Raw genomic sequence first — 24,959 nt, 5'->3', positions numbered from 1 at the left:
TTCTACACAACACAATTGGGCTGCCCTCGCCAGGGAGAACAGCCCAATTGGTTTTGTTTAGAATACACACACAACAACCAACAACCATTCTACAAATTACATGAAAAAAATATTACTTGCAACAGGAGCTCTGCTTTGGGCATGCAGCACTGCGCTTGCGGTGCCAGCCATGCGGCAGCGTGTAGAGGTGACCCAGCCCGATGGGTCGCAGCTCACACTCGGCGTGGCCGGCGACGAGTTTGGCCACGTCATTGTCACCCGCGACGGCCTCGCTGTGGCCAAGGACAGCTCAGGCAGCTACTGCTATCTTACGGCAGACGGCCCTACTACGGTGATGGCCCATGACCCAGAGCTGCGCAGTGCAATCGAGAAATCGTTTCTTGCCCGGGAAGCCCGGCAGCTCAAGTTGGGCACACTGATGAATGAGCCTGCACGCCGATTGATAAAAGCCGTGAATGCGCAACGACTGCACAGCCAGGTGCCTCACAGCGGCAGCCCGCGCATACCCATCCTGCTTGTGCAATACAAGGACAAGGCCATGTCGCACACCAAAGACGACTTTGTGGCCCAGTACACGCAAGGTGCTGCCAGCGTGAACCAGTATTTTCAAGACCAGTCCAACGGCAAGTACAATCCGCGCTTCGATGTGTTTGGCATCTACACGCTCGACAACACACGAGAGACCTATGGAAAAGACAGTGGCACTGCTGCCAAGGATGCAGGCGTGGCCCGCATGGTGGCCGAAGCTTGTGAGAAAGCACAAGCCGAAGGAAAGATAAACTGGACCGACTACGACAACAACGGCGACGGCGACTGCGATGTGGTTATCGTCGTGTATGCCGGCGTGGGTGAGGCCCAAGCCGCGCTCACTGTGCCCAATTCCATCTGGCCCTGCCAGTGGAACCTGACCGAGGCAGCACACTATGGCGACGGCCCAGGCGCACTCACCTATGCAGGCACCAAGGTCGACAAGTTTGCAGTGTTCAACGAGGTCAACGGTTCCGACGACAGCGGCACAAAGATGGACGGAATAGGCACCTTCTGCCACGAGTTTTCACATTGCCTGGGTCTGCCCGATTTCTACGAAACCACCTACATGTTTGGATATGTGGGCATGGACTGCTGGAGCCTGCTCGACTATGGATGCTACAACAACGGCGGCTACACTCCCATTGGCTACAATGCCTATGAGAAAAACTACATGGGATGGCTCGACCTGGCCACACCTGTGGGCAACACACGATATGTGCTGCCCAGGTTTAATCAGGGCAGCGACTCGACCGACGTGGCTGTGAAAATCACCAGCGAGCTCAACAGCAACGAGTACTACATTCTCGAAAACCGGGCCAAGCAAGGTTGGGACAGCTACATCCCCGACGAGGGCGTGCTCATCACCCATGTGAGTTATGTGCCCAGCAGGTGGGACAAAAACACGGTCAACAACGAGAAAGTGCAACTCATGACCTTTGTCCCGGCCGATGCCGTAGCCAGTCATGCCACCGTGTCGACCGACCTCTACGGCAAGAGCAATCACAGCTTTACCGACGGGTCGGCACCCAAGGCCGATCTCTACCTCGCTGCCGACGGCACCATCGACGGCAATGCCGGCATGCTGGGCAAGCCCGTCACCGACATCAACCTAAACGCCGACGGGACAGCATCGTTTTGGTACATTAAGAAAGTCGAGAAGCACGACCGGCCTGTATTGACCACCCCCACCCAGCTCACGGCATCATCATTCACCGCCCACTGGCAACCGGTCGACAGCACACAGGCACACTACACGCTGTGGCTCTACGACTCCAAGCAAGCTCCGTCGAGCTGGAAGATAATCACCGAAAATCTCGCCGACGGCGCAACCACCTGGACCGAGAGCAACAAGGGCACCTATAAGGACAAGGGCTATCTGCGCTTGGGCACCTCACAGCAATGCGGCAGCATCTCCAGTCCTGAAATCGACCTCACAGCTTGCAACGGGGTCACTACAGTGGCGGTTGCAGCAAGGGCCTATGGCTACGACAAGGGCGTGGCCATGAAAGTCTCCTGGCTCGACGAGAGCGGCAATGCGATTGACACCCATGCCGAAACGCTTGCCAGCAACGACTCGGTGTATATTTTCAAGCTCACGGGCCAAGGCACAACCAGCAATGTGCTGAAAATAGAAAACACCGAGGCCAAGAAGCGCGTGCAACTCAAGCATGTAGACATCTATGCCGGCGATGTCGCGGCCAGCCTCATGGCGGGCCTTCCAGTAGCAGTGCCCGACTCGACGCAGCTCTCGGTGGGCAACATTGCCGACACTTGCTACACAGTGCAAGGCCTTGACAGCAACCGTACCTATGCCTGCCAGGTGCAGGCCGTGTACCCCGACGGCTCGCTCTCTCCCTGGAGCCAGCAGCTCATGGTCAACCTGCAAGGCACTGGCCTGCGGGGTGACCTGAACGGCGACGGCCAGGTAAATGTGACCGATGTATCGGTCATCATTAATGCCATTTTAGGAAACGGGCAACTCGACTTGGAGGCAGGTGACCTCAATGGCGATGGCAGTCTAAACGTGACCGACGTGACCGCGCTCATCCACATCATCCTGCAATAGCGGGAGTGCAACCCGTGCCCACAAAGCCCTGGTAGCCCTGGTAGCTTCCAGGGCTTTGTGCTTGTTTTTGTGGTGATGGTTGGGAGACAGTTGCTATCTTTCTTTGTGGCAAAATGTGCAACAATAAATCGAAATAAGAACGCTTGCCAATCTCTTCTGGCTCCTGTGCGGCGGTCTGGGCATCACCATGGATGTCATCGCTGCTGCTCATGCTCACCATCGTGGGCAACCCTTGGGGCAATAATGTAGCCTCCTCAATGTTGCACTTCGTTTTGGAATCTACGTCTGAATAATCAGCATTAAATATAAAACGGAATGCAAAGGACTCTTTTTCGCAAAAAACAAGTATCTTTGTAATATATCTCCATAATATACACTTATCGGAAGTTGCATATGGATAATATACTGGCACTGTCTGAAGAAGACATAAAACTACGGTACATCACTCCATCCATACTAAAAAAGGGATGGTCGGTAGAAGACATAACTATGGAGACTAAGGTTAAACTTACAGATGGCAAGATTAACCTTAGAGGAAATTTAGTGGCTCGTGGTAAAGCTAAGTTTGCAGACTATATGCTTTATTACAATCGTGCCACCCCCATTGCCATTGTTGAAGCCAAGGACGCAAATCATACAGTCTCATTTGGAATGCAACAGGCAAAGGAATATGCCCAAATGATGGATATTCCTTTTGCTTTCAGTTCCAATGGCCAAGGTTATCAAGAATATGATTTCCTGACAGGAAAGGAACGTTCTTTCTCGATGGATGCCTTTCCAACGAAAGAAGAATTATATGCTCGATTCCTTACTGAGAGTAATGGTGGTAAAGGCTTCTCGGATGAAGAAAAGAAAATCATCGATCAGCCGTACTGCACAGGACAAGACATTTTCCCACCTCGATACTACCAGCGTAACGCCGTGAACCGTACCGTCAATGCGGTTGCACAAGGTAGAAACCGCTTGTTGCTTGTCATGGCGACAGGAACGGGTAAGACATATACTGCTTTCCAAATAGTTTATCGTCTTCTCAAAGCTGGTTTAGTAAAGAAAGTCTTGTATCTGGCTGACCGAAATGTTTTGGTTGACCAGTCTATTCAGCAAGACTTTAAGCCCCTGTCAAGTACAATCCATAAAGTAGATTATCAGAGCGACATTGATACACATGGTGGACACTTAGCATACGAAGTATATTTCTCTCTTTACCAGCAGCTAATTGGGAAAGAAGGGAAACAGAACTACAAGGAGCTGTTTAAGCCAGAGTTCTTTGATATGGTCATCGTTGACGAGTGCCATCGCGGAAGTGCCAAAGATGATAGCAACTGGCGTGAAATACTGGAATACTTTGATGGTGCAATTCAACTGGGTATGACTGCAACCCCAAAGGAAACAAAATACCAGTCCAGCATCAGTTATTTTGGGAAGCCTATCTATACATATAGCCTAAAGGAAGGTATTGAAGATGGTTTCCTTGCGCCTTTCAAGGTTGTAAACATTACAACCAACATTGGTGATGAATGGCGACCAGTTAAAGGACAAAGAGACATAAACGGCAACCTCATAGAAGACCGCATCTATAATAACTCTGACTATGATTACAATATCATCATAGAAGATAGAATCAGAGAGGTTGCACATGAGATAACCCAGTACTTGAAGAGCACAGATAGGATGGCAAAGACCATTGTGTTCTGTGCCGACGAAGACCATGCCGACCGTATGCGCACGGCACTTGTCAATGAAAATTCCGACATGTGCAAGAAAAACCCAGATTATGTAGTGCGTATCACAGGCAGCGACCCTTATGGGCAGTCAAAACTTGACTACTTTATTTCCGTCGCTTCCAAGTACCCCGTTATCGCCACTACAAGTAAGTTGCTCTCTACTGGAGTAGATTGCAAAATGGTTAAACTCATTGTACTTGACCAGCGCATCGGTTCTATGACAGAGTTTAAGCAAATTGTGGGCCGTGGAACCAGAATCCGTGAAAAAGAAGGTAAGACCCATTTCACAATCATGGATTTTCGTAATGTGACACGTTTGTTTGCCGACCCCGACTGGGATGGTCCGATTGAGGTTAACGACAATTATGTAAAAGGCACACCAAAGCCTTATCCAGTGATTGAGGAAGAGCCAATGGATGTGAGCGAACCCGAGCCGGAACGCCCGCCTAAACCTATTGTTGATAAGGATGGATGCACGGTTAAGGTTATCAACAAAGTAGTGTCTGTATATGATACCAACGGCAAACTTCTTCGCACAGAGAGCATCACAGATTATACCCGAAAGAACATCAACAACACCTACGCCAATCTTGATGACTTTATTCACAGATGGAATAAAGCTGATAAGAAGGCTGAAATTACAGACCTACTCCGTGAAAGCGGTATTGACCTGCAAGCGTTGAAACATGACAGGAATATGGATGACGTTGATGATTTCGATTTCATCTGTCATATCGCTTATGGGAAGAAGCCGTTGACTCGACGTGAACGTGCTGAGAACGTGAAGAAGCGCGACATCTTCAACAAGTATGGTGCCGAAGCCCGGAAGGTACTGGAAGCATTGCTCGATAAATATGCCAATGATGGTATTACCCAGTTGGAGAATAGAACGGTTCTACGCCTTGATCCGTTCCGGCAAATGGGTTCACCAGCCAACATAGCAAAATTCTTTGGTGGCAACCAGCAGTATTTTTCAGCAGTGAAGGAACTTGAAAGTTTAATTTATAGCAGCATAGCATAACCAGATATGGCACTTAACAATTTTGTAAAGAGCATCAGAAACATCATGCGCAACGATGCAGGTATCAATGGCGATGCCCAGCGTATCGAGCAAATTGCATGGATGTTGTTTTTGAAAGTATATGATGAGAAGGAAAACGATTGGGAGTTTAATGAAGATAATTATAAGTCGTTCATACCTGAGAATTGCCGATGGCGCAACTGGGCGAAAGATAATGGTGAAGGTGAAACGATAACTGCCGATGCCTTATTGGATTTCGTTAATAATACGCTATTCCCCACGTTGAAAGGATTGGAGGTTAATCCTTCAACGCCGATGCGTAGTGCCATCGTTCGTACTACTTTTGAGGATGCCAACCAGTATATGAAGGATGGCGTTTTGCTTCGCCAGGTTATCAATGTCATTGACCAACTTGACCTGGGCAACTATGAAGAAAGCCATGCTTTCGGTGAGATTTATGAGTCCATCCTGAAAGAGATGCAGTCGGCAGGCTCTGCAGGTGAGTTCTATACACCACGTGCCTTGACCGACTTCATGGCAGAAATTATCGACCCTAAAGTTGGTGAAAAGATGGCAGACTTTGCCTGTGGTACCGGTGGCTTTATAACGAGCTGGCTAAAAGCTCTTGACAAGAAGGTGAGGACGGCAGAAGATAAAGAGGAATATGAAAATTCAGTCTATGGCATTGAAAAAAAGCAATTCCCTTATATGCTGTGCGTCACAAATATGCTCCTGCATGACATTGATTCTCCAAGAGTGATGCACGACAATTCTCTGACAAAGGATGTGCTTAATTACACAGATGAAGACAAGTTCGATGTCATACTTATGAATCCACCATACGGAGGTAGCGAGAAAAATGACATAAAGCAGCACTTCCCATCTGATTTGAGTTCCAGCGAGACAGCCGACCTATTTATGGTTCTTATCATGTATCGTCTTGCCGAAAAAGGCCGTGCTGCGGTTATCCTTCCAGACGGTTTCCTGTTTGGCGCCGACAATGCGAAACTGGCAATCAAGGAAAAACTGCTTCGTGAGTTCAACCTTCACACTATTATCCGATTGCCTGGTAGCATTTTTGCACCTTACACATCAATTGCCACCAATATCCTTTTCTTCAACAATGAAAAGGCAGAAGGCGCAGAAGAGGGATTTAGCACGAAAGAAACATGGTTCTATCGTCTTGACATGCCAGAAGGCTATAAACATTTCTCTAAGACAAAGCCCATGCGAGCTGAACACTGTCGGCCAATCATCGACTGGTGGACTAATCGACAAGAGATTGTGGATGCAGAGAACAACGATGAGAAATCACGCTGTTTTACTGCGCAGCAGCTTCTTGACATGGATTGTAACTTCGACCAATGCAAGTTCCCAAAGGACGAAGAAGAAATACTTCCTCCTGCCGAACTCCTCGCCGACTACTTCAAGAAGCGCAAGGCTCTCGACCACGAGATCGACAAGACGTTGGCAGAAATACAGCGGATATTAGGAATAGAAATCAGCAAGGATTAGTACCCCCCTCAAAAATAGCGAAGAATTAAAGCATAACGGATATGTTTTATGTAAGGGTAAGTCACTGAAAGAGTTTAAGTTGCAATTTGCTCACCTTATAAATGAGGCGAGCAAAACCACTCAGGATGTCAACTATATTCCTGCTGCAATAACAGAGGAAAACTACGTTTGTCTATGACACCGATGAATCATGAGCGAACATTCAAGAAAGACAAGATTGGGAAGAAACTCTATCAGTTCTACCAGCAGGAGAAACAAAAAGATGAAAACTTCTAAATCAATTAGAACAGAATGAACGGGAAGCAATTAAAAAACAGCATACTGCAATGGGCTATACAAGGAAAACTTGTGCCCCAAGACCCCAATGACGAACCAGCAAGCGTACTGCTTGAAAAGATTCGTCAGGAGAAAGAACACCTGATAAAAGAGAAGAAAATCAAGCGAGACAAGAACGCATCTATCATCTACCGTGGTGAGGACAATTCCTATTATGAGAAGATGCTTGCCACGGGAGAGGTGAAGTGCATAGATAAGGAGATACCGTTTGAGATACCAGAGGGGTGGGAATGGTGCAGATTGAGAGATGTTATTTATCCGCCCAAATATGGAACATCAAGTAAATCATTATCAAATGGAGATGTTCCTGTTTTACGTATGGGTAACATTCAAGATGGCGAAGTGGTTTATGACAAATTAGTTTTTAGCAATAATGTAGAGGATAATAGAAAATATCTACTGCAAGATGGAGACTTGTTGTTCAATAGAACAAATAGTGCTGAACTGGTCGGCAAGACAGCAATATTCAAAGGAAACAGGCATGTTATTTACGCAGGATATCTTATTTTACTTCGTCCTATAAAGACTAACTCTGAGTATCTGAATTATATTTTTTCATCGCCATATGTGCGTTCCTATTGTAAGGAAGTCAAGACTATTGGGGTACAGCAATGTAACATTAATGCTGAAAAGGTATCTCAGCTTTTAGTTCCTATTGCCCCTTTTGAGGAGCAAATGCGAATTGTTGACAAAATTAAGGAAGTACTACCAAGTGTAGATAAATATTCTATTTCACAATATAACCTTGATTTGCTCAACGTTTCACTATCTGAGTGTCTGAAAAAATCCATTCTGCAAGAGGCAATTCAAGGGAGACTTGTACCACAAATTGCAGAAGAAGGAACAGCGCAAGAACTGCTTGAACAGATAAAAACAGAGAAGCAGAAACTTGTTAAAAAAGGCAAGCTAAAGAAGTCAGCCCTCAACGATAGTGTTATCTTCAAAGGTGACGATAACAAGTATTATGAGCAGGTAGGCAAACATTGTGAAGATATAACAGAGGAAATACCATTTGAATTGCCTGCATCATGGAATTGGACAAGAGGTAAAATTGTGTTTATGCCAATGGAGTCAACAATGCCTACATCCGATTTTATCTATCCTGAATAATGCATATTAACTAAAAAAGAAGCCGCATTTCTTGTGTGATTCAAGAAAAAGCATTAGTCTTAAAGTGCTAAAAATCAATACATATAGCTTCTATATGCAAAGATACAACAAACAATCCAATTGAAGATGTGCTACAGGAAAAATGTGTGGGTAACCACAAAAATTTCCTGTAGCGGCGCTATTCACCATCGTGGGCAACCCCTGGGGCAAGATGCACATCAGCCTCATGGGGCTGGCTGTGGCGCCCTTTGGCAAAATGGTGGCGAGGTAGCGGCCGGCAGCGCTACTGCAGGGCTTGCTGCAACCACTGCCAGACCCACTGGCCGAGCTGCCAGGCCAGCCACATGAGCACGACGAGGAGCGCCAGCAGCACAACGATGGCAACAGCCGAGAGGGCGGCCTTGCGCCTCACGTGGGCCACCACCTGCTTGTCGCCGTTGACGTAGCCAGTGATGAGCCGCATGTTGCGGCCATAGGAGCGGAAGAAAAAGTCGATCACGTCGCCGGCCATGAAGGGCAGCAGGCCCAGAACGACGTCGGCGAGCACGTTGAGCGTGACGGCGAGCGTGAGCGGCACCGACCGCACCACCCACAGGCTGTAGTAGATGGCCGGCAGCGCGAGCAGGCCCGACAGCGCGTCGCCCCACCCCCCGGGCAGGAGCAAGCCCAGCAGCGGGTCGACAAAGTAGCGGTCCATCCACTTCTCCGACCGCTGCATGAAACGGTAGAGCGGATGGCCGAGCAGGTATTTCTTGTCTTTGCGCATAAAAAACGAAGTTACATCGCAACACTTGTCTACAACTATAGCTCTTACAACATTCGTGCCACAGTTGCGGCCCACCCCCCGTGGGAGCATGCAGCCAGCGCGACGACGAGGGTTGTGGTGTTTTATGCGTCACATGGGCGTGGAATATTGAGAAAAAGTTGTATTTTTGCAATTAGAATATGGAAAGCAGCAGTGCATGGATTATAGTGATGGTGGTGTCGATCCTCCTCTCGGCCTTTTTCTCGGGTATGGAGATCGCATTTGTCTCGGCCAACAAAGTGCGGGTCGAGATCGATGTGAAAAAGTCGGGCCTCATCAACCGCATCATCCACGTGTTTTACAACCACAGCGACATGTTTATCTCGACGTTGCTCATAGGCAACAACGTGGTCAACGTGGTCTACTCGATCGCCATGTCGGCATTGCTCACCGAGCCGCTCAAGCACACCGCCGTGGGCAGCAACGAGGTGCTGATGCTGCTGCTCATCACGCTCATCTCGACGGTGGTCATTCTCATCACCGGCGAGTTTCTGCCCAAGGCCATCTTCCGCATCAACCCCAACTACTCGCTGCGCATGTTCTCGCTGCCGCTTTTCATGTGCTACCTGGTGCTGTATCCCATATCCAAGTTCACCGAGTGGATATCGCAGGGCGTGATGCGGCTGCTGGGCATCAAGGCCGACAAGAGCGAGATAGGGTCGCTCAGCCTCGAGGAGCTCGACGCCTACTTGCAGGAGAACATCGACAAGAAAGAAGACGAGAACGTGGAGGTGGACCGCGAGATGAAGATATTTGAAAACGCGCTCGACTTCAGCGACACCCACCTGCGCGACTGCATGGTGCCCCGCAACGAGATTGTGGGCGTCGACATCGCCGACACCACCCGCGACGACCTGGTGCAGCTCTTCGGCAAGACGGGGCTGAGCAAGCTGGTGGTGTATCACGACGACATCGACAACGTGCTGGGCTTCATCTCGGTGAGCGAGCTCTTTGTGACCGACGTGAACTGGAAAGACCAGGTGAAGCCGGTGCTTTTTGCCCCCGAGACGATGCTTGCCAAGGTGATGATGCAGAACCTGCTGCACGAGAAGCGGTCGATGGCCATCGTGGTCGACGAGTTTGGCGGCACAGCCGGCATGGTCACGCTCGAGGACCTGGTCGAGGAAATATTTGGCGACATCGAGGACGAGCACGACCGCAACCGCAACAAGCTCGTTGCCCGCCAAATAGGCGACAACACCTACGAGTTCTCGGGGCGCAAGGAGATAGAAGAAATCAACGAGGAGTTTCACCTCGACTTGCCCGAGAGCGACGAGTACCAGACGATAGCCGGCCTCATCCTGCACGAGCTGGAGGCCATGCCCAACGAGGGCGACCATATCGAGGTTGAGGGCGGCTACACCCTCACGGTGCTGCGCAAGTCGGCCGCCCGCATCGAGCTGGTGCGCGTGGTGGCCAGCGGCAACAACGACAAGGAGGTGCACGATGAATAGCAACGAGATACTGGACATGCTGCAGCGCCATGGCGTGAAGCCCACGGCCAACCGCATCATCATCGCGGGCGCTCTGGCCCAGGCCAGCAACCCGCTGTCGCTGAGCGATCTCGAGGTGGGCATCGCCACCATCGACAAGAGCAGCATCTTCCGCACGCTGGCCACCTTCAAGGAGCACGGGCTGGTGCACGTGATCGAGGACGGCAGCGACAGTGCCAAGTATGAGCTGTGCCACGGCACCGGCGACGAGCACGACAGCGACCGCCACGTGCACTTCTACTGCGAGCGCTGCAACCGCACCTTCTGCCTGAGCCAGGTGCACGTGCCCCAGGTGCAGCTGCCTGCCGGCTACCGGGTGCGAGGGGTCAACTACCTGGTCAAGGGGTTGTGTCCACGCTGTGCCGCCCAGGCCGCGATGCAGCAGGATTGATGACAGTGAAAAAAAAAGGAATACTTAATCTTTTAAATCAAAATATTATGGCAAAATTAGAACCCAAGATCGTTTTCGATCAGTTTGCTCAAATCAACAAGATTCCTCGCCCGTCAAAGCACGAGGAGAAAATGATTGAATATCTCAAGGACTTCGGCAAGAACCACGGCCTTGAGACAGTAGTCGACGAGACTGGCAACGTGCTCATCAAGAAGCCTGCCACCAAGGGCTACGAAGACCGCCCCACCGTGGTGCTGCAAAGCCACATGGACATGGTGTGCGACAAGCTCGTCGACGTTGACTTCGACTTCTACAACGACCCCATCCAGACCTACGTCGACGGCGACTGGCTGCGTGCCAAGGGCACCACGCTGGGTGCCGACGACGGCATAGGCGACGCCATAGAGCTGGCCATCCTGGCCAGCGACGACATCGAGCACGGGCCCATCGAGTGCGTGTTTACCCGCGACGAGGAGACCGAGCTCTCGGGTGCCATAGGCATGAAGAGCGACTTCATGAGCGGCAAGTACCTCATCAACCTCGACAGCGAGGACGAGGGCGAGATCTTCATAAGCTGCGCTGGCGGCTGCGGCACCGAGGCCACATTCAACTTTGCCCGCGAGGACGCTCCTGCCGGCTACGACTTCATCCTGCTCTCGCTCAAGGGCCTCAACGGCGGCCACTCGGGCGACGACATCGAGAAGAAGCGTGCCAACGCCATCAAGATACTGGCCCGCTTCCTCTACATCGAGCAAGACAAGCTCGACCTGAGGCTTGCCAGCTTCGACTCGGGCAAGATGCACAACGCCATTCCGCGCGACGGCAAGGTGGTGGCAGCTGTGCCCGGCGGCATGGTGGAGCAGGTGCGCAAGGACTGGGAGAAATTCCAGGCCGACGTGAAAAACGAGTACTTTGTGACCGATACCAACATGCAATTTGCCCTGTCGAGCGCTCCCGTCGAGCAGGTGCTGCCACGCGAGCAAGGCCGCAACATCGTCATGGCCCTGCAGGCTGTCGACAACGGCGTGTATGCCATGAGCCAGGCCGAGGAAATAAGCTGGCTTGTCGAGACCTCGAGCAACGTGTCGGTGGTGGAGACCGGCACCGACTACCTGAAGGTGATATCGCTGCAGCGCAGCAGCGTGAACAGCAACCTGCTCAACATGTGCAACACCGTCGAGGCAGCATTCCGCCTGGCCGGCGCCTACAACATTGTGCACAACGAGGCCAACCCCGCCTGGCCCATGAAGCCCGGCAGCAAGCTCGTGGAGATTGCCAAGGAGTCGTATGAGCGCCTGTTCCACAAGGAGCCCAAGGTGATAGGCATACATGCCGGCCTCGAGTGCGGCCTCTTTGCCGAGCGCTACCCCGACATGGACATGATCTCGTTTGGCCCCACATTGCGCAACGTGCACACGCCCGACGAGTGCCTCTACATTCCCACAGTGAAGCTGGTGTGGGATCATCTGCTCGACATCTTAAAGCACATCAAGTAGTTGAAATATTATCTCAACATCGGCACCAATCTGGGTGACCGCCATAGCAACCTGATGCGCGCCATTGCCCTGCTCAGTGCAGGCACTGGCGGGTGTCAGGTTTCTTCGATTGTGCAGTCGCGGGCCTGGGGCTTCGACTCGCCCCACGACTTTCTCAACGTGGGCGTGGCCCTCACCACAAGCAAGACAGCGCGCCAGGTGCTCGACTGGATACACGGCATCGAGGCACAGCTGGGCAGCCCCTGCCACCGCGACGCTGCGGGCCACTACATCGACCGCCTGGTCGACATCGACATCGTCTATATCGAGCAAGACACCGCTACCCACGGCCGGCACTCACGCTGGCAGCAGGTGACCATCGACGAGCCCGGCCTCACGGTGCCCCACCCCCACCTCATGGAACGCCCGTTTTTCCTCACGCCGCTGCGCCAGCTGCGACCGGCCACCTTCGAGTCATGAGCAACGACAGTTTCCAGGCGCGCATTTTGCACTGGTACCGCCTCAACGGCCGCGACCTGCCGTGGCGCCACACGCGCGACCCCTATGCTATATGGCTGAGCGAGGTCATCTTGCAGCAGACGCGCATCGACCAGGGACGCGACTACTGGCAACGCTTTGTGCACCGCTGGCCGCGAGTGGGCGACCTGGCCGCGGCCAGCGAAGACGAGGTGCTGCTCATGTGGCAGGGACTGGGCTACTACAGCCGTGCCCGCAACCTGCTTGCAGCTGCACGCCAAGTGGTGGCCATGGGCGGCTTCCCGGCCGACTTCAAGGGGCTGAAAGCCCTCAAGGGCGTGGGCGACTACACGGCTGCCGCCATTGCCTCGATAGCCTTCGGACGGCCGGTGGCCACAGTCGACGGCAACGTCTACCGCGTGCTCTCGCGCCACTATGGCATCGACACCCCCATCGACACGACGGCGGGCCGCAAGACCTTTGCAGCCCTGGCCCAGAGCCTGCTGCCAGTGGACCAGGCCGCCGCGTTCAACCAGGCCATGATGGACTTCGGGGCCACCTGCTGCACGCCCAGGTCGCCCCGCTGCAGCCAGTGCCCGCTGGAGGACACCTGCGAGGCCCTGCACAGCCACCGGGTAGACCAGTTGCCCGCTAAGCTCAAGAGCGCGCGTGTGACCACGCGCTACTTCCAGTATGTGTACCTGCGTTGCGACGGGTGCACCGCCATTCACCGCCGCGAGGCCGGCGATATATGGCAAGGCCTCTACGAGCCGGTGCTGTACGAGTCGGCCACGGCCACTGCGGCCGGCGAGCTTCGCGGCATGCCGCACCTCGACATCGCACCCGGCGTCGGCCCCGTGGAGCTGTGCCACGCCGTGAAGCACCAGCTCACGCACCGCACCATCTATGCCGACTTCTACCTGCTGGCCACCGGCAGCAGGCCAGCCTTGCCCCCCGGCTACTTCTGGATCGAGGAGCGCGACCGTGACCGCTATGCCATGCCCCGCCTCGTAGAGCGCCTGCTCGAGGCCCTGCCCTGACCCACAGCTGGCAAACCGCGACAATAGTTTTTAAAATTTTTAATACCCCTCGGCGTGCAACTCAAGGGCTTATTCATTATATTTGTAGTAATCAAAACTCGACTTAACAACGAGTGCTAAAACCTATAAGCTATGAATACGATAATACTGATGTGGAATCCCTCGATATCGTCGGTCAACATGCACGACTACGAGCAGAGCATGAAAAACTGCATCGAGGAGTACTTCAACTGGAGCGTGTGGGACTGGGAACATGCCCAGGCCTGCGACCGCTTCTACCTGGTGCGCGTGGGCGAGGGCAACACGGGCATCGTGATGAAGGGTGTGCTCTCGAGCGAGCCCTTCGAGGCCGAGGACTGGAGCGGGAAGGGCCGTCAAGTGTTCTACATGGACATGGAGCCCGACATCATCATCAATCCCGACAAGGCCCCCATCATCACCACTGCCGAGCTGCAGCGCGACCTGCCGGGCTTTGTGTGGGACTCGGGACACTCGGGCCAAATCCTGGAGCCCAAGCTGGCCGACATGCTCGAGGACAAGTGGCACAAGTACATCGACGAGAACGAGGCCATGTTTGAAGACCCTGAGAAGGCCGTGCGCCCCCGCCGCGGCAAGGCATTTTTACAAATCATCACCCACCCGGTGAGCCCACGACGCGACCGCCGATGAAAACCCGCATTCTACTCATGATAAGCCTCTTAGGCATGTTGCTGGGCTCGTGCTCGAGCAACCTCAACTTCACCACCCTGGGCGTCGACAAGTTTGAGACCTTCGTCGCCCGGCCAGGGGTGCAGCTCGTCGACGTGCGCACGCCGGCCGAGTATCTCGACGGCCACCTCGACGGCGCGCAAAACATCGACATGCAGGCCGACGACTTCATCGACGTGGCCCGGGCGCGGCTCGACCGTCGCAAACCCGTGGCAGTGTATTGCCGCAGCGGCAAGCGCAGTGCCCGCGCCGCCCAGCAGCTGGCCGACGCTGGCTTCAAGGTGACCAACCTCGCCGGCGGCATCAACGACTGGAAGGTAGCCGACAAGAAGATTGTAAAGTAGCCGCCGCCGTCGTTGCCAAACCATTCAGCATCTTGTGACATAGCCTTTGCAGGCCGTGGCACAAGATGTTTTTAGCCTTGAAAGATCAAGACCATCGATGCATGAGTTGAAGCCCGTCACAGGCTATAGGAGTCACCTAACTATGTTGTTAGCCTTTGAGTAACCGAAAAACCTCCTTAGCAGCGCAGGGAATTCAATCCCTTCTTCCTGCCATCTTCGCTATAAAGGTCTCATAAATGAGCTGATATGCATCGCTCGCATCGAACGTGATGCCAGGACGCAAGAGCGACTGCGTGTCGCCAGTAAACTCAGGATCCTCCATTTTCTTCTGCATGTTGTTTACAAACTGCTTATAAGATGGTACCTTGTCAACCACAAACTCCATATATTTTCTGTAACATTGCAGGACTCTGTCAACGTCTACAGTTTTTCGTTGCAAGGCGATATAAAGGTCAAAAAGATCACGGCCTTTCTTTCGCTGGTAAAGAGCACGAAGTTTGGTACCCAGCAATTCTTCGAAATGATAGGATGTGAGTTGGGCCTCGCCAGCGAACCATGAGTTTTCAACTTTGAACGGGATCTTTGCCAGTCCAAGTACGTTAAAATGTTCGAAGCAATTGATTTCAACTTTCAGGCGTATCTGTACTACAGGCGGTATTTCAGATTCCACCCTGAACAACATCGTGTTGTTGTACCGTTTCTGCTTGGTCACTCTCTCTGGCAGCCAGTCAAGGACTTCCCCTAATCGGTACATGACAGGCTTGATAGGTCCTGGAGCAATCTGAACCAGATCAATGTCCTCACTGTATCGTGGCGGAGGTGAAAGATAGAGTTTGTGCAGGGCGGTTCCACCTCGGAATGCCAACTGAGATGCCAAGAACTCATCGCTAAAGATGGCAACCAAGGCACGGCATATTATCAGGTCCTGTTCCACCTGGGCATTATCAATCCACGGAGCACACTTACTCCATTGTTGTATCGCCGTTCTGTTTATCATATATCGTCTGTTTCTATTACTATGTTGATATTAATTTTCCATCGGCTATCTCTCAGAGATGAACGATCAACAGCCGATGTGCTCAAAGGTTGATATTTGAGATAACCTGACGATGCACTCAACTGCTCATACAAGTCATCTGCCAGCTTCTTTTGTTCGACAACATTTTCAAGCAAATAGCCAAGTCGTTGCCACACGACTTTTTTCACACAGGCTACAAGCGGAGTAAATTGCTTTTTCACGTCGATCTGCTCTGAGAGTTCTTCAAGTATGGTAGCAACTCGCGACAGTCCTCCCACATGTTGCTGATACTGTACAAGGTCGGCAGCCGTCAGCAGAGGATTAGATATACAGATAGTGCCCGTTTCTGTATTCTTCGTGACAAAGGCCTCCTCTGGTGGCAGTGTGTTTCGATAAAACCACTCAATGGTCACATTACGAGTAGAAACAATGCGACGCTTTGGGAAAATCGTCATAATTGAGAATTGCTGGGGACGCTGGTGAGCAGCACCCAGCAGCTCTGCGGCACTAAGCATACACACATAGTAAGGCTTTTTAAGATAAGCCATTAACTGGTCGATATAATAAGTCGCAGGTACCGAACCGCGCAATACATAGTGGACAGGGATGATTACATAATATCCTCTATATACATTGGCTATGGTCTTGTTTAAACATAGTCTTGAGAGTTCATTCTGAAGAATCTGCTCTGAAGAGCACAAACCCGTTGCTCTCACATCCTCGACAGAAAACGTGGGATAACCATGAATAGCCCTGTCTTCAATCCATTTTCGCAATGTCATATTGGGCGGTTTTGATGCAAATATAACAAAAAAGATATTAAATACGCACTATTTTTTCAAAAAAGAAAAATGTTTTTCTTGATTTCGTCATTGCTCACCCCAAGAGTTTTCGCCAAGGCGTTCTGCTCTATACACCGATGCCTGCCACAACGGTACAAAGACTATTGCAGCCAGGCCAGGCAGGCGCCGAGCCACTTGGTTTCGCCCCCATGCCGGGGCGGCTTGCAGGGGGCACACGGCTTTGTCTCCGCCGTCGCACATGGGGGCAGCGTTCATCCTTGTCCCTGCGAGGGCGGCCGCACGCCCGCGACAGGAGGCTCCACATTGAACTCGCGCGTCCACGTGGGGCAGGCAGCCTCATGCGCCTGTCCTGTCGCCGTGAGCCTCACAGCCCGCGGCAAGATTGCGATGTCGACATTGCTCACATCGCCGTCGAGGCCCTCAGGCAGGTCGACGATGCCCCGCACGCGGCCGTTGTGGTCGCACACCTGGATGCCTGCATCGGTCACCACCCACAGGTTACCCTTGCTGTCATAGGCCATGCCGCCCGTGTGCAGCTGCGCGTTGCCATAGCTCTCGAGCCAGTAGAAAGGCTCGCCGTGCATCACATGCCCGTTCTCAACCACCCATTGCTGCAAGCAGTTGCTGCCCGGCACGGCCTTGGCCATGAGGCTGCCGTCGGGGTACACAGCCATGTGCCGGGGTGGCCCGGCGTGACCGCCAGCGATGCTGCCCGGCACCCAGTTGCTGCCTGGCACAAGCAGGGCGGCAAGCATGTCGTTGCGCGTGGTGCCCGCCACGATAGCGGCTGGCCAGTCCTGCCACAGCCAGGTCATGACACTGGCAAAAATCTGGGTGGCCCGCGTCACGTTGTGGCCGCAGTCGCTCCAGTCGCACTTCACATCGTAGCCCGCAAAGTCGAGCGCCGAGGCCAGCATGCGGTTGCCCTCATACCAGTGCCCGAAAAGCGCATTCCAGGCATCGGCGGTGCCATCTTGCAGAAACACCTTGATGGGCTTGGGCTCGGTCTTGCGCACCATCTTGGGCAGGTCGTTGCCGCCGCGCATGCCCACAAAGGTGCCCACACCGCTGAACACACGCCCCCACTGCCAGGGCCAGTGCCATGCCGCCGTGAAGGCAGCAATGCCGCCGCTGCTCAAGCCGAATATCGCGCGGTCCTGGGCCCGCCCCGAGAGCTTTATCACCCGCCCGTCGGGCGTGACCGTGCCCTCGATGGCCGGCAGCACCTCGCGGTCGAGAAAAGTGGCAAAGACGGCAGTGGGCGAGTCAAACTCGTAGCTGCGGTTGTAGCGCACCACCTCGCCGCGCGCGTTCTTCACCACTCCAGGCTGCAAAAACACCCCTATCGTCACAGGCATCTTGCCCGCGGCGATGAGGCTGTCGAGCACGCGCGGGGCATCGCACAGCACCCCGTCGAGCCCCACATAGAGGCAGGCAGCCTGCTTGCCTGTGTACTGCTCGGGCACGTAGACCTGATAGGCGTGCTCGGTGCCCGGGTATATGGCCGAGCCTTGCAGCTTGCCGTCGATCATCACATGGGCGCCCGCAGCGCCCGCTATCGTCGTTATTGCCATTGCAATTGCGAGTATATGTCTTCTCATCGTGTCGTGTGCATTGTAAATAAAAAAAAAGCGTGTGACGCCGGCATGCAGCAGTTGCACGCTCGCCAGTGTCACACGCGGGGTTTGTATGTTTTGTGTGTGTGTTGTTGTCGCAACGTCTCACGCGACGCCTCACTTGGCCACCTTCTCAAGCCGCTTCATGATAGCAAACATGAACAGCGCCGAGAGCAGGCACAGCACCACAAAGACGCACCACACGCTCCACAGCGGCAGGCTGCCCCACAAGAAGCCACCCACACTCACCAGCAGGTTGCCCACGGCGGTGGCCACAAACCACCCGCCCATCATCATGCCTTTGTACTTGGGCGGTGCCACCTTGCTCACAAACGAGATGCCTATGGGCGACAACAGCAGTTCGCCGAAGGTGAGGGTCATATAGGTAAAGATGAGCCAGTTGGGCGAGGCAAATGTAGCTGCGTCGCCTGCCACCTTCTGCTGGGCAGGCGAGAGCAGGCCTATCGAGCCCACCATCATGATCACATAGGCTGCGGCTGCCACGAGCATGCCCAGTGCAATCTTGCGCGGGGCGCTGGGCTCCTTGCCCTTCTTGGCCAGCGAGCCGAAGAGTGCTATGCTCACCGGCGTGAGCATCACCACAAAGCAGGGGTTGAAGTGCTGGAAGATGGGGGCTGCAATGTCGATGCTGCCTGCGAGGTGCATGTAGCGGTAGACGAGCACCGCGGCACTGGCCACGATGACCAGGGCCGAGATCACACGCCCCTTGGCATGCTTGCTCTGGAAAAGACCAAAGAGAGCATAGACGATGAAGATGAGCAACACCAGGTTCCACACGTCGAAGGCCATGCTCTGCAAGCCCGACGAGGTCTTGGCCGTGAACTCATCGGCAAAGAGCGTGAGCGTGAGGCCGTTTTGCTGGAAGGCCATCCAGAAGAAGATGACCACCGCAAACACGAGGCACAGAGCCGTGATGCGGCTCTTGGTCTCCTCCTTGGAGATCTCCTCAACCTGGTCGCTGGCAGCGCTCTTGCTGCTTATGTTCTCGGTCTGCCTGAAGCTGCCGCGGAAGGCATAGTAGATGGCAATGGAGAGAATGAGCGACAGGCAGGCGATGCCGAAGGCGTAGTGGTAGGAGTCGTTCACACTCACACCATATCGCGATTGCACATAATTCATGATGCCTATGGCAGCGGTGGGCGCAAAGAGCGACCCTATGTTGATAGCCATGTAGAAGATGCTGAAGCCCGAGTCGCGGCGGTCGCTGTAGCGCGGGTCGTCGTAGAGGTTGCCCACCATCACCTGCAAGTTGCCCTTAAACAGGCCCGTGCCCAGGCTGATGAGGGCAAGCGCGGCGAGCATGGCCACCAGGGCTACCGTGTTGCCGCCCAGTGGCACTGCCAGAAACAGGTAACCCAGAAACATGACCACGATGCCCATGGTCACCATTTTGCCATAGCCGTACTTGTCGGCCATGATGCCGCCCACAAAGGGCAGGAAATAGACCAAGCCCATAAAGATGCTGTAGATGGCCCCGGCCGCTCCCGCGCTCAGGCCGAAATTGGCTTTCAAAAACAAAACGAACACGGCAATCATGGTGTAGTAACCAAATCGCTCGCCCGTGTTGGCAAGCGACAATGCCCAAAGTCCCTTTGGTTGATTTTCAAACATAACGATTTTCTGTTTTAAAGTTGTACTTTCACAAAAGTACTAAAAAAAGTCGCAGAATGATAATATCCTGCGACTTTTTATGACTATGCTAAATCGTCGTGGCGTGGATCACACCGCGGCAGCAGCGCTTACTCGCCCGTCACGCGTTCCAGCCACTTCACCATGCCCAGCATCACGCCCATCGACACCAGGCACACGGCCAGGAACACACCCCAGCACTCCCACAAGGGCATCTTGTTGTACATGAGCGGGCCTATCCAGATGAGCAGGTTGCCCACAGCCGTGGCACCCAGCCACAAGCCCTGGCACACACCCTGCAGGTGCTTGGGAGCCACCTTCGACACAAACGAGAGGCCCAGCGGCGAGATAAACAGCTCGGCCACCGTGAGGAAGAAATAGGTGACGATGAGCACCCACGGACCAGCCTTCATGCTCTCCTTGGCCGTGACGCTCATGAGCTTGAACTGCTCGCCCGAGGGATAATGGTTGACCAGCGAGAAGATCATGAGGAACAAGTAGGCCAGGCCGGCGATAAACATGCCATAGGCAATCTTGCGCGGCGTCGAGATCGTCTTGCCGCGGCGGCCCAGCACGCCAAATATCCACATGATGATGGGCGTGAGCACGATCACAAAGAAGGGGTTCACAGCCTGCCATATCTCGGGAGCTATCGAGTCGGTCTTCACAAAGTCGCGGGCAAACACCGAGAGCGACTGACCGTTCTGGTGGAACGAGAACCAGAAGAAGATGGCGATGCCCAGCACGGCAAAGAGGGCATACATGCGCTGCTTGATCTCCTTGCCCATGGCAGCCTTCTCCTCGGCGGTATACTCAACCGCAGCAGCAGCCTCCTTCTTGGCCGGCGTGGGGAAGATGCGCTTGTAGGCAACGAAGATGACCAGCGAGATGAGCATGGCCACCACACTGGCGATAAACGAGTAGTGCACTCCGGTGTTGAAGGCGTCGAGATAGCCCGTGCACGCTGCGGCCATGTCGTTGACGTTGCCGCCCACGTCGTGCATGAGCTTGACCAGGTTGCTGCTCTCCTCGCCAGTCATGCCGGCGCGGTTCTCGATAAACTTGTGGCACAGGGCCGGCAGCTCGGCATTGTAGAGCAGCCCCTTGGTGCCCAGCCACCACTGGCGCAGGTAGGGAGCAATGAAGGGTGCCACCAGGCCGCCCACATTGATAAACACATAGAAGATTTGGAAGCCCGAGTCGCGCTTGCCCTGCACGGCCTTCACAGCCTCGGGGCCTTTCTTGGCAGCCTCGGCCTCAAAGTTGTCGTAGAGCTGGCCCACAATGGCCTGCAGGTTGCCCTTGAACAGGCCGTTGCCAAAGGCGATGAGCAGCAAGGCAAAGCAGGTGAAGGGCAGCAGCCACCCGATGTTGCTCGCGGTCGACATGATGGGTATCGACAGCAGCACATAGCCCGAGGCCATCACCACCAGGCCGGCCATGATGGTGCCCTTGTAGTTTTGCGTGCGGTCGGCTACAAAGCCGCCAAAGAGGCTCAGCACATAAATCAGGGCATAGAATACCGAGTAGATGATACCGCTCGTCTCGTCGCTCAAGCCAAACTTGGAGCACAAGAACAGCAGCAGCACTGCATTCATGATGTAATAGCCAAAGCGTTCGCCCATGTTGCTCAGGGCGGCGGGGATCAACCCCTTGGGATGGTTTTTGAACATAGTGTAATGGATGTTTTATGGAGTTAATTAAAAAGATTGCGTGCTGTAGCTGTGCCGCTCCTGGCCTGTGACAGGGCTGGTCTCAGCCCTGAGTCGCCTTGAAGGCCACGGCATAGGCCATGATTTTCTTCACCATGGCCAGCAACCCGTTGCTGCGTGTGGGCGACAAGTGCTCGTGCAGCCCTATGCGGTCGATAAAGTAGAGGTCGGCATCGAGTATTTCTTGCGGCGTGCGGCCGTTGAGCACCCGCACCAGCATCGAGATGATGCCCTTGACGATGATGGCATCGCTGTCGGCCTGAAACTCCACCTTGCCGTCGACATAGTCGGCCTGCAGCCACACGCGGCTCTGGCAGCCGTCGATGAGGTTGTCGGGGGTTTTGTATTTCTCGTCGAGGGCCGGCATGGCGTTGCCCATGTCGATGATGAGCTGGTACTTGTCCATCCAGTCGGTGAAGCCTTCAAACTCGTCGATAATTTCGTCCTGTACTTCGTTGATAGTGGCCATAGCGTGTTGTGATTGATTTTGTTGTAGCGCCCTGCAACTTTGCATGCGGCAGGGCTGCAGGGATGTGATTTTTGTTTATATGCGTGTAAAATTAAGCAATATTTTCGATTTCTACAACGCCCCGAGGCAAAAAATGCCGCCAGCGTTGCGGCTGGCGGCATTGTATGCGGGAGTTGTAAAGTTGTCGCGGTTTTCCTCGCAGTGTGGTTACTGGAACTTCACGAGGTTGTTTTTGATCTTCTTAGAGGTCATGAGCACACTGGTAAAGCGGTCGATGCCCATCTGCTGGTTGGAAATGATGCCATACTGCATCATCCAGCGGTTTTTGAGCTCTTCCTTCTTGAGCTTCATGGCGCTCTTGGTGGTCTTGGTCACCGTGAAGGCATAGATGGCGCTGTTGCCGGCCCACACATAGGTCTTGCCCTGCTTGGCAGCTGCCACGCGGCCTATGAAGCCGCCGTCGCCCTCCTGGCCGTCGAGGCTGAGCGGAGTGGTGTTGATCTTCATCACCTGGTCGTTGCCGAAGGTGACGCTTGTCACGTCGGGGGTGGTGCCGAAGAGCTTGGCATAGCCGGCCACGTTGCTGGCCTTGCCCTTGTACTGGGCCTCCATGGCCTTGGCGATCTTCAGGGCACGGGCCTTGTTGGTGCAGAAGGTGAGCACCTCGGGGTCGGTGAGCGGCAGGAAGTCGCCGTCGTAGATGTCGTCGAGCGCAACAGCCACGAGCACGTCGTTGTTGTCGGTGAAGATGTTAGACACGGTGCCCTTCTTGCCCTCGGTGAGGGCCCACTTTATGGCCTTGCGCGAGTTGGTGATGCCCGGCATGCCAAATTGCGGGTTGCCACCCAGCTGTGCAGTGGCCGAGTTGACAAATGCCTCCTGGGCTGCATAGCCATACTTGGCAGCATTCTTTTCAAAGGCGGCCGCCGTCTTGTTCTTGTTCAAGAAGGTCTGGAGCTTGTCCTGGGTGCTGGTGCTCGTCTGGGAACTGGCCACCACCTCATAGCTCGACACAGCCAGCGAGTAGAAGGTCTTCTTCACTGCGCTGTTCACCTTCAACAGGGCTGCGCCGTTCTTGGCATCGCTTTGCAGCACAAAGTACTTGCCAGTGGCTGCGTTGGCCTCAATCTGATTTCTCACGCTGTCGCTCAGTTGCGGGTTCTGCACCTGCATGGGCTGCTCGGGAGCAACCTGCACGCCTTGCATCTTGCTCACGTCCTGGCCGGCGTTGAGGGCTGCAAGCACCTTGTTCTGCTTGGCCTTGTCGCCTTGCACCTCCACGACCACCACCTTGGCAGTGTCGACGAGCTCAGCCACATCGGTGATCTTGAAGATCACGTGGTTGTTGCCCTTGTCGAAGAAGTGGGTTGCACCCTTGGCGCCGCCGCTCACAAAGGCGGTAAACGCCGAGTCGCCCATTTGCTGGGCAAATTGCTTGGCCTGCTCCAGGGTGATCTTGCTGTTCTGGATGTTGCTGAACTCGCTTATGTTCTTGAGCGAGTCGACGCCGTTGGGACCGGCAATCACGGCCTTGGCCTTGTCGATCACCTTCTGGGCGGCGGCCAGGTCGGCCTTGCTGGGAGCGATGTTGACGGCCACATAGTGCAGGCGGGCCTGCGGGTCGTTGATCTTCCACAGGTTCTTGTACTGGTTGTACACAGCCTCGATCTCGCTCTGGCTGGGCTGGTATTTCTTGTCGGTAGCCACCGTCGAGTAGTCCTTCTTGGCGAAGCTCACCTCGTAGGTGTCGCTGTTCTCGGCGTTCATCACGCTCAGCTCGAGGTCGTTGGGCTGAATGGCGTTAGAGACCATGTATTGGAGCACGCTCGAGCGCAGCATGTCGCTGGCCTGCTTCTTCATCTCGTTCCACTTGCCTGCCACGAGCTGGAATTTCTCGGGGTTGGCTTGTATCATGCGGTCGAGTTGAGCGGGCGACTGTATGTTCTGGCCCAGCTGCTGAGCGATATATTGTGTCATCTGCTGACCCATCTGGCTGTTGTTGACCACCATCGAGAGCTCGTCGTCGTTCACGTCGATAGAGTTGGCCTCGCACTCGTTGTCGAGCAGGGTCTCCATCTCCATCTGGGTGAGCAGCTGTTGCTGCTCAACAGCGGCGTCTTGCTTGTTTTGCTGGTTTTGGTTGTCTTGGGTCATTTGCTCATAGCGTTGGTTGAATTCCTGGACGCCGATCTTGTCGCTGCCCACGCGAGCGGCCGAGGTGTCGTTGAAGAATGACTGCGAGGCACTCACCCCCCCTCAATGATGAAGGCGAGAAGGCCGGCGCCTATCACAATCGTCAAGATCACAGATCTTTTTCTAATTTTCTCTAATGCTGCCATTATTTAATAAAGTTTTGTTTTATTTCCTTATTTTCGGTCTATTTAGCATTTTTTGCCAAAGAAACACGCAAAGATAGCAATTTTCGGTTTAACACCAAAAGCAGAGGACAATTTATTTTATCCTTTTGTGTTTCAAAGCCCTTGCGCGGGTGGTTTTGGGCACAAGTCGGGGCCACTCGACCATGCTTGCCGCCCACCCGCCGCCAGAGCCGGCAAAGGCGAAACAAGAGCAATGTAAAGAACCATGTCGCGGCGCGGCGCAGGCACCTCACATCGCTTTAGGAGAAACCTGCCGCTGCCTGCCAACCTGCTCGAGG

20 protein-coding genes and 2 pseudogenes are annotated in these 24,959 nt (G+C 53.9%); 13 read left to right on the top strand and 9 right to left on the bottom strand.

Going from position 1 to position 24,959, the window contains the following annotated elements:
- The first annotated feature begins 100 nt into the window (after window positions 1-100).
- Window positions 101-2,596 carry a M6 family metalloprotease domain-containing protein gene (locus GF423_RS07535; protein WP_154327766.1) on the top strand — a complete coding sequence of 832 codons (2,496 nt, stop codon included), beginning with the start codon at window positions 101-103 and terminating at the stop codon, window positions 2,594-2,596.
- Here GF423_RS07535 and GF423_RS07530 read toward each other — a convergent pair.
- Window positions 2,583-2,807 (bottom strand): hypothetical protein, encoded by a 225-nt coding sequence (locus GF423_RS07530; protein ID WP_154327765.1) that lies wholly within the window; start codon window positions 2,805-2,807, stop codon window positions 2,583-2,585. The two genes, GF423_RS07535 and GF423_RS07530, sit on opposite strands and share 14 nt — an antisense overlap.
- Window positions 2,808-2,989: 182 nt before the next feature.
- On the opposite strand from GF423_RS07530, the gene hsdR reads away from it, so the two are divergent.
- From hsdR to GF423_RS07510, 5 genes and pseudogenes are all read left to right on the top strand, one after another.
- Entirely contained in the window at window positions 2,990-5,341 is a 2,352-nt protein-coding gene (hsdR, locus tag GF423_RS07525; protein WP_154327764.1) for an EcoAI/FtnUII family type I restriction enzme subunit R, read from the top strand.
- Window positions 5,342-5,347: 6 nt separating this feature from the next.
- Window positions 5,348-6,856 (top strand): type I restriction-modification system subunit M, encoded by a 1,509-nt coding sequence (locus GF423_RS07520; RefSeq protein WP_154327763.1) that lies wholly within the window; start codon window positions 5,348-5,350, stop codon window positions 6,854-6,856.
- A gap of 13 nt (window positions 6,857-6,869) precedes the next feature.
- Window positions 6,870-7,022 (top strand): annotated as a pseudogene (locus tag GF423_RS07515) (DNA-binding protein); the annotation flags it as partial.
- A 125-nt stretch (window positions 7,023-7,147) separates the two neighbouring features.
- Window positions 7,148-7,436, top strand: a pseudogene (locus tag GF423_RS14365) (restriction endonuclease subunit S); the annotation flags it as partial.
- Window positions 7,433-8,302 carry a restriction endonuclease subunit S gene (locus GF423_RS07510; protein ID WP_394367033.1) on the top strand — a complete coding sequence of 290 codons (870 nt, stop codon included), beginning with the start codon at window positions 7,433-7,435 and terminating at the stop codon, window positions 8,300-8,302. The pseudogene GF423_RS14365 and the gene GF423_RS07510, both read left to right, overlap by 4 nt.
- Before the next feature lie 283 nt (window positions 8,303-8,585).
- Here the strand turns inward: GF423_RS07510 and GF423_RS07500 are convergent, their stop codons facing one another.
- Window positions 8,586-9,068 carry a DUF4112 domain-containing protein gene (locus tag GF423_RS07500; RefSeq protein WP_154327761.1) on the bottom strand — a complete coding sequence of 161 codons (483 nt, stop codon included), beginning with the start codon at window positions 9,066-9,068 and terminating at the stop codon, window positions 8,586-8,588.
- A 179-nt stretch (window positions 9,069-9,247) separates the two neighbouring features.
- Here GF423_RS07500 and GF423_RS07495 point away from each other — a divergent pair, with 179 nt between their 5' ends.
- From GF423_RS07495 to GF423_RS07465, 7 genes are all read left to right on the top strand, one after another.
- A complete protein-coding gene (locus GF423_RS07495) occupies window positions 9,248-10,561 on the top strand; it encodes a hemolysin family protein (protein ID WP_154327760.1) in 1,314 nt (437 codons plus the stop codon).
- The gene (locus GF423_RS07490) at window positions 10,554-10,991 is read left to right on the top strand and encodes a Fur family transcriptional regulator (RefSeq protein ID WP_154327759.1); all 438 of its coding nucleotides are present in this window, start codon (window positions 10,554-10,556) and stop codon (window positions 10,989-10,991) included. Before GF423_RS07495 ends, GF423_RS07490 begins: the two co-directional genes overlap by 8 nt.
- 47 nt (window positions 10,992-11,038) lie before the next feature.
- Window positions 11,039-12,487 carry an aminoacyl-histidine dipeptidase gene (locus GF423_RS07485; protein ID WP_154327758.1) on the top strand — a complete coding sequence of 483 codons (1,449 nt, stop codon included), beginning with the start codon at window positions 11,039-11,041 and terminating at the stop codon, window positions 12,485-12,487.
- Entirely contained in the window at window positions 12,488-12,946 is a 459-nt protein-coding gene (gene folK, locus GF423_RS07480) for a 2-amino-4-hydroxy-6-hydroxymethyldihydropteridine diphosphokinase (protein ID WP_154327757.1), read from the top strand.
- Window positions 12,943-13,983: an A/G-specific adenine glycosylase gene (mutY, locus tag GF423_RS07475; protein WP_154327756.1), complete on the top strand. Its 1,041-nt coding sequence runs from the start codon at window positions 12,943-12,945 to the stop codon at window positions 13,981-13,983. Before folK ends, mutY begins: the two co-directional genes overlap by 4 nt.
- A gap of 132 nt (window positions 13,984-14,115) precedes the next feature.
- Window positions 14,116-14,652 (top strand): hypothetical protein, encoded by a 537-nt coding sequence (locus GF423_RS07470; RefSeq protein ID WP_154327755.1) that lies wholly within the window; start codon window positions 14,116-14,118, stop codon window positions 14,650-14,652.
- On the top strand, window positions 14,649-15,035 hold the full coding sequence (locus tag GF423_RS07465; RefSeq protein WP_154327754.1) for a rhodanese-like domain-containing protein: 387 nt from the start codon (window positions 14,649-14,651) through the stop codon (window positions 15,033-15,035). The genes GF423_RS07470 and GF423_RS07465 overlap by 4 nt, the downstream gene beginning before the upstream one ends.
- 193 nt (window positions 15,036-15,228) lie before the next feature.
- Here the strand turns inward: GF423_RS07465 and GF423_RS07460 are convergent, their stop codons facing one another.
- The 7 genes from GF423_RS07460 to GF423_RS07430 all read right to left on the bottom strand — a co-directional run bounded on the left by GF423_RS07460 (window position 15,229) and on the right by GF423_RS07430 (window position 24,553).
- Window positions 15,229-16,032, bottom strand: coding sequence for a nucleotidyl transferase AbiEii/AbiGii toxin family protein (locus GF423_RS07460; RefSeq protein WP_154327753.1), 804 nt, complete (start codon window positions 16,030-16,032; stop codon window positions 15,229-15,231).
- Window positions 16,029-16,835, bottom strand: a complete 807-nt coding sequence (locus tag GF423_RS07455) for a type IV toxin-antitoxin system AbiEi family antitoxin domain-containing protein (RefSeq protein WP_154327752.1) — start codon at window positions 16,833-16,835, stop codon at window positions 16,029-16,031. The genes GF423_RS07460 and GF423_RS07455 overlap by 4 nt, the downstream gene beginning before the upstream one ends.
- A gap of 272 nt (window positions 16,836-17,107) precedes the next feature.
- On the bottom strand, window positions 17,108-18,430 hold the full coding sequence (locus GF423_RS07450) for an alpha/beta hydrolase-fold protein (protein WP_206113161.1): 1,323 nt from the start codon (window positions 18,428-18,430) through the stop codon (window positions 17,108-17,110).
- A 159-nt stretch (window positions 18,431-18,589) separates the two neighbouring features.
- Window positions 18,590-20,104 (bottom strand): peptide MFS transporter, encoded by a 1,515-nt coding sequence (locus GF423_RS07445; RefSeq protein WP_154327750.1) that lies wholly within the window; start codon window positions 20,102-20,104, stop codon window positions 18,590-18,592.
- Between the two features lie 128 nt (window positions 20,105-20,232).
- Entirely contained in the window at window positions 20,233-21,795 is a 1,563-nt protein-coding gene (locus GF423_RS07440; protein WP_154327749.1) for a peptide MFS transporter, read from the bottom strand.
- A gap of 82 nt (window positions 21,796-21,877) precedes the next feature.
- Window positions 21,878-22,303 carry a SufE family protein gene (locus GF423_RS07435; RefSeq protein WP_154327748.1) on the bottom strand — a complete coding sequence of 142 codons (426 nt, stop codon included), beginning with the start codon at window positions 22,301-22,303 and terminating at the stop codon, window positions 21,878-21,880.
- 207 nt (window positions 22,304-22,510) lie between these two features.
- Window positions 22,511-24,553 carry a SurA N-terminal domain-containing protein gene (locus GF423_RS07430; RefSeq protein WP_154327747.1) on the bottom strand — a complete coding sequence of 681 codons (2,043 nt, stop codon included), beginning with the start codon at window positions 24,551-24,553 and terminating at the stop codon, window positions 22,511-22,513.
- Between the last annotated feature and the right edge of the window lie 406 nt (window positions 24,554-24,959).

This window comes from Sodaliphilus pleomorphus, from assembly GCF_009676955.1.
Lineage (GTDB): Bacteria > Bacteroidota > Bacteroidia > Bacteroidales > Muribaculaceae > Sodaliphilus > Sodaliphilus pleomorphus.
Note: the sequence above shows the minus strand (reverse complement) of the source record. Positions and strands in the feature narration are given on the sequence as shown.

Bases quoted from the DNA above. Each gene is read 5' to 3' on its own strand.
- GF423_RS07450 (WP_206113161.1), bottom strand. From the start codon at position 18,430: ATGGCAATAACGACGATAGCGGGCGCTGCGGGCGCCCATGTGATGATC.
- GF423_RS07500 (WP_154327761.1), bottom strand. From the start codon at position 9,068: ATGCGCAAAGACAAGAAATACCTGCTCGGCCATCCGCTCTACCGTTTC.
- GF423_RS07485 (WP_154327758.1), top strand. From the start codon at position 11,039: ATGGCAAAATTAGAACCCAAGATCGTTTTCGATCAGTTTGCTCAAATC.
- GF423_RS07440 (WP_154327749.1), bottom strand. From the start codon at position 21,795: ATGTTCAAAAACCATCCCAAGGGGTTGATCCCCGCCGCCCTGAGCAAC.
- GF423_RS07460 (WP_154327753.1), bottom strand. From the start codon at position 16,032: ATGATAAACAGAACGGCGATACAACAATGGAGTAAGTGTGCTCCGTGG.
- GF423_RS07465 (WP_154327754.1), top strand. From the start codon at position 14,649: ATGAAAACCCGCATTCTACTCATGATAAGCCTCTTAGGCATGTTGCTG.
- GF423_RS07535 (WP_154327766.1), top strand. From the start codon at position 101: ATGAAAAAAATATTACTTGCAACAGGAGCTCTGCTTTGGGCATGCAGC.
- mutY (WP_154327756.1), top strand. From the start codon at position 12,943: ATGAGCAACGACAGTTTCCAGGCGCGCATTTTGCACTGGTACCGCCTC.
- GF423_RS07435 (WP_154327748.1), bottom strand. From the start codon at position 22,303: ATGGCCACTATCAACGAAGTACAGGACGAAATTATCGACGAGTTTGAA.
- GF423_RS07445 (WP_154327750.1), bottom strand. From the start codon at position 20,104: ATGTTTGAAAATCAACCAAAGGGACTTTGGGCATTGTCGCTTGCCAAC.
- GF423_RS07490 (WP_154327759.1), top strand. From the start codon at position 10,554: ATGAATAGCAACGAGATACTGGACATGCTGCAGCGCCATGGCGTGAAG.
- hsdR (WP_154327764.1), top strand. From the start codon at position 2,990: ATGGATAATATACTGGCACTGTCTGAAGAAGACATAAAACTACGGTAC.
- GF423_RS07520 (WP_154327763.1), top strand. From the start codon at position 5,348: ATGGCACTTAACAATTTTGTAAAGAGCATCAGAAACATCATGCGCAAC.
- GF423_RS07470 (WP_154327755.1), top strand. From the start codon at position 14,116: ATGAATACGATAATACTGATGTGGAATCCCTCGATATCGTCGGTCAAC.
- GF423_RS07530 (WP_154327765.1), bottom strand. From the start codon at position 2,807: ATGAGCAGCAGCGATGACATCCATGGTGATGCCCAGACCGCCGCACAG.
- GF423_RS07455 (WP_154327752.1), bottom strand. From the start codon at position 16,835: ATGACATTGCGAAAATGGATTGAAGACAGGGCTATTCATGGTTATCCC.
- GF423_RS07495 (WP_154327760.1), top strand. From the start codon at position 9,248: ATGGAAAGCAGCAGTGCATGGATTATAGTGATGGTGGTGTCGATCCTC.